The sequence below is a fragment of the Helicobacter valdiviensis genome (genome assembly GCF_003245365.1).
GTDB classification, from domain to species: Bacteria; Campylobacterota; Campylobacteria; order Campylobacterales; family Helicobacteraceae; genus Helicobacter_D; species Helicobacter_D valdiviensis.
Window position 1 is genome coordinate 1 of sequence record NZ_NBIU01000121.1, and the last position, 571, is coordinate 571.

At 31.0% G+C, this 571-nt stretch carries 1 pseudogene; it reads left to right on the plus strand.

The features are described 5' to 3' along the window. Positions 1-571, plus strand: a pseudogene (locus B6S12_RS10830) (hypothetical protein); the annotation flags it as partial.

Below are 571 nucleotides of genomic sequence, written 5' to 3' on the forward strand. Positions count from 1 at the left end.
ATAATTCTTTTTACTTTGGAGAACCCAATAAAGAAGGAAATATTTTACAAGATAAACCTAGCTATTATTTTTCCCCTAGTGATGAAAGCAGTGGTAAAGGAAGACTTGCTATCTTTTATAAAAATGATGAGCTTTGCTTACTTAATTATTCTATACTAGAAAACTCTTTAAATATTAAACTAGAATGCTTAAATAAGCAAAGCTTAGAATACAAAGATTTAAGCTTAAACACTCTTAAAGAGCAAGAAAGCACACAAGTAAATAAAAAACAAAGCATAGCCACTCTTCATGCTCTTTTAGAAAATCAAAACCTAGAATGTATCCATGGGGGTAAAGTTATCCTTCAATCAAGTAAAGGAAAATCCTTTAAAGATAATAATATTCCTCTAATGCTAGAGAGTGATTTATTAAACTCTAGCATAACAGGTTGTCCTAATACCATAGCAGGTGTAAGCTATCCTTGCACTAAAGTAGTAAGTGTAAAGGGTTCTTTATCCCAAAAGAAAGTCAATGGAGAATTTGTAATCTTACAAGAGCTTATTAGTGGTTCTCTAACAGATAAAGGAGTTCC